Below are 3,600 nucleotides of genomic sequence, written 5' to 3'. Positions count from 1 at the left end.
GGCGAATCCCCTCCTCATCCTCCCCTTCCCGGACGAGGCGGGTGAGCTCCTCCCGAAGCCGCCGAAGCCGCTCGTCCACCTGAATCACAGTCTCCATTGGCACCTCCCATTTCTATGATTCGCCACCATCTTAATGGAACTCAAGGAAATGCGGACCAAGGGATCTTGCACGTTTTGTAAAAAGAAAGTTAAGCTTTTTTCACAGTAGCTCCGGCCGGCTGAGGACCCGAGTCGTAGGAGCTGTCGGGCGGGCTTCCCACCCCCCGGAGAACGTTCATGTTCCACCGAGCACGATTTCTACTGCTTTGTCCAGTTATAAACTGGGGATTTGAGGAACCGAAGACCGTCCGGAAGGCAACGGCCCCTCCCTCCTTCCTCCCCCCTCCCCACGGCCCAGAGGGTCGTGGGGAGAGGGGAGAAAAAATCGTTCGGGGGGCCCTTAGCCCCCCACACCACCCCCGAAAACCCCCAGAAAATGGACAAAGCACTAACCCCTCTCCCCCCAGTCTTTGGGGCCGAGGAAGGAGAGGCGGTGAGGCTGCGCCCTTCTCCCGGGGGTGCCGAGGGTAACCTGCTCCTTCCTGAGGGGAACGGGCAATCGCTTGAAAGGCCCCACCGGCTGAGTGACAGGGTTCCTGCCCTGCTCTACAATCTGAAGAGGGTAAGAGTTACGCCGTCCGCTTCCTCAGGAAGCCTTTTCTGCCCCTCCCCACGGCCCTTTGGGCTGTGGGGAGGAAGGAGAAAACATCTTTCAGGGGTAAGGCTGGGGGCCAAAGGCCCCCAGCCTTACCCCTGAGATGCTCCAGACATGAGGAAAGCGTATTCTGTAAATCCCAAGAATGCGGCCCTCCCCTCCGGATCCCGAGCATTGAGGGGTGGAACCGCCCATCTCTCCGGATGCACGTCCTTCCCTCTACAGCCCAGCAGGGCCCCAGAGAGGGAGGGGAGCGGAAAGGGACTGGCCTTCAATAAGCCTGCCAGGAGGCAGATGATGGCGATCCCATTCGATCGGTTGCGCCGGGCGCTTGAAGAGGAACAGCTTCAGTTAAAGGCAGAGCTGGCCCGACTGGATGCCCGAGCCCCGGAAGGGATCGGCTACCATGATCATATGGCGGATGACGCGACAGATGTGATGGATCAAACCACCCGGGCCACGCTCCGCCGGCATCTCGAAATTCGCCTTCGGGAAGTGGAAGCCGCGCTGCGGCGGATGGAGGAGGGCACATATGGGATCTGCCAAGCGTGCGGCCGGCCCATTGATGTTGCCCGCCTGAAGGCGATCCCCTTCGCCGCCCTTTGCTTGGAGTGTCAATCCAAGCAGGAACGCGGATGAGGGGTTCCCCCTGATCCTTTCCATGGATTCCATAGAGGGGCGCACATAAACCCCTGACTGGAAACACAGGGATTGCGTAGCGGACTTCCTCCAGGAGCCTTTGGGACGTATGTTCAGGACACGGGCAGCTGGCTGGGTCCGATGGCAGGCAGCGAAGCCGCCCGCCCCACTACCCCACCTATTTCGGAATCCTTCTCCCTACGTCGCTTCGCGGCGTGAGGAGAGGGATTGGGAGGAAGGGCGAACCGGGCCCCTTTCAGCCATCCGTCGGTTCACTCTGTTCGCTCTCCGGCTTTCAAGAATACGAACTGTGAGATCGGAGGATGGGATCTTGATCGGAGGAGGCGTGGACAATGGAACGCCGCTGGATCATGGGCGTGGTCGCTCTTTTCACATTTGCCGCCGATCAGCTGAGCAAAGCCTGGGTGCGGGAGAACCTGGCCCTCTATGAATCCTGGGCTCCCATCCCGGCCCTGGCCCGCTACTTCACCTTCACCCACGTGACCAACACCGGCATCGCCTTCGGTCTGTTCCGGGAATGGGGGTCGATCCTGGTCGCGGTGGCCGTGGTGGTCATCGCGTTCCTCCTGCTTTACACCCGCCAACTGGCCACCGCGCGATGGCCGATCCAGCTCGCCATGGGCCTGCAACTGGGCGGGGCCTTCGGAAACCTGATCGACCGGATTCGGTTCGGATTCGTCACGGACTTCCTGGATTTCAAGTTCTGGCCGGTCTTCAATCTGGCGGATAGCGCGATTGTGGTGGGGATGTTGCTCCTGCTGGTCCTGATGGGCCTGGAGGAGCGCGCGCAACCCCATCCACCTGTTTCCTCGCAATCTGAGGATCGCCGGCGGGATGTGTGAGAGCAGGCTTGCAAACGCGTAGACGGGAGAGAAAAGACGCCACGGGCAACTTCCAAGCTCTCCCGTGGGTTTTGTTTTCTCCCCCCTCCCCAGTTTTTTAAAGTGTGCTATGCCTGTCATCGAGGTCTTGCATCTGCATAAATATTATCGGGTCCACTACAAGGCCCCTGGGCTTATGGGCTCTCTGCGGGCGTTCTTCCGCCGTCGCTATCAGGTGATCCGTGCGGTGGAGGACATCTCGTTCACGATCGAGCCCGGGGAGATCGTCGGCTTCCTTGGTCCGAATGGCGCCGGCAAAACCACTACCCTCAAGATCCTGGCCGGCCTCCTCCACCCCACAGCGGGAGAGGCACGGGTGCTGGGGTTTATCCCTCAACGTCGGGAACGGGCCTTCCTGCGACAGATCACGCTGGTAATGGGGCAGAAGCAGCAATTGCTGTGGGATCTCCCCGCGATGGAAACATTCCTGCTGAATCAAGCCGTCTATGGCATCCCGGAAGCGGAGTTCCGGCGCACGCTGAACGAGCTGGTGGAGTTGCTGGATCTGGAAGGATTGCTCACCAAGCAGGTCCGCAAGCTCAGCCTGGGCGAACGAATGAAGTGTGAGCTGGCGGCGGCCCTTCTCCATCGCCCTCGTGTGCTGTTCCTGGACGAGCCCACCATCGGACTGGATGTGACCATGCAGGCTCGGATCCGGGATTTCATCCGGGAATACAATCGCCGGACCGGGGCCACGGTTTTGCTCACCAGTCACTATATGGCGGACGTGGCGGCTCTCTGTCGCCGGGTGCTGGTGATCCACCGGGGTCATTTACTGTATGACGGAGATCTGGAGGCGCTGGCGGAGCGGGTGACCCCTTACCGCATCGTGCGGGTCACAATGGCCCAGCCCATTCCGATGAGCGCCCTCACGCCGTTTGGCGAGGTGCTGAGCCTGAACTCCCACCGAGCGGAGCTGCAGGTTCCCCGCGCCCGAACAGCGGAGATCGCCGCCGCCCTCCTTACTGCTCTCCCGGTGACGGATCTGGCGATCGAGGAACCGCCCGTGGAGGAAGTCATCCGTCGCGTCTTCGCGGAGGCGACACAACTGGAACCCGAACTCGCCGCTCGATGGCCAGAGCCTCCGGAGGAAACCGGGCTCGAAGCGGAAGACCCGGGATGGACGGATGAAGAGGCCTGAGTCTCAACATCCCTGATCACAGCGTGAAGGCAATGGACTTTGGACAAACGGGCCGTGCCTCAGGCTGCCTGAGCCCTCTACCTCTACCCATGGGGGAACGCCTCCCCTCCCTTGTTCCCCTTCCCGTGCCGCGCAATCGCGTGGGAAGGAGAACAAGGGGGAAGGCGGGGCGGGGGGGGGGGGGGGGCGCCCCCCCCCCCCCCCCACCCCACCAAAAACACACC

3 protein-coding genes are annotated in these 3,600 nt (G+C 61.6%); all 3 read left to right on the top strand.

Features of this window, described 5'->3' with window-relative positions; all coding sequences use genetic code 11:
- Positions 1 to 991: 991 nt before the first annotated feature.
- The 3 genes from NZM16_RS07075 to NZM16_RS07065 all read left to right on the top strand — a co-directional run bounded on the left by NZM16_RS07075 (position 992) and on the right by NZM16_RS07065 (position 3,376).
- Positions 992 to 1,333 (top strand): TraR/DksA C4-type zinc finger protein, encoded by a 342-nt coding sequence (locus NZM16_RS07075; protein WP_295479580.1) that lies wholly within the window; start codon positions 992 to 994, stop codon positions 1,331 to 1,333.
- Between the two features lie 353 nt (positions 1,334 to 1,686).
- On the top strand, positions 1,687 to 2,196 hold the full coding sequence (gene lspA / locus NZM16_RS07070; RefSeq protein ID WP_295452918.1) for a signal peptidase II: 510 nt from the start codon (positions 1,687 to 1,689) through the stop codon (positions 2,194 to 2,196).
- A 109-nt stretch (positions 2,197 to 2,305) separates the two neighbouring features.
- The gene (locus NZM16_RS07065; protein WP_295452920.1) at positions 2,306 to 3,376 is read left to right on the top strand and encodes an ATP-binding cassette domain-containing protein; all 1,071 of its coding nucleotides are present in this window, start codon (positions 2,306 to 2,308) and stop codon (positions 3,374 to 3,376) included.
- Positions 3,377 to 3,600 lie beyond the last annotated feature (224 nt).

Source organism: Thermoflexus sp., assembly GCF_025055495.1.
Taxonomy (GTDB): Bacteria; Chloroflexota; Anaerolineae; order Thermoflexales; family Thermoflexaceae; genus Thermoflexus.
This window is presented reverse-complemented; position numbering and strand designations above follow the sequence as displayed.

Bases quoted from the DNA above. Each gene is read 5' to 3' on its own strand.
- NZM16_RS07075 (WP_295479580.1), top strand. From the start codon at position 992: ATGGCGATCCCATTCGATCGGTTGCGCCGGGCGCTTGAAGAGGAACAG.
- lspA (WP_295452918.1), top strand. From the start codon at position 1,687: ATGGAACGCCGCTGGATCATGGGCGTGGTCGCTCTTTTCACATTTGCC.
- NZM16_RS07065 (WP_295452920.1), top strand. From the start codon at position 2,306: ATGCCTGTCATCGAGGTCTTGCATCTGCATAAATATTATCGGGTCCAC.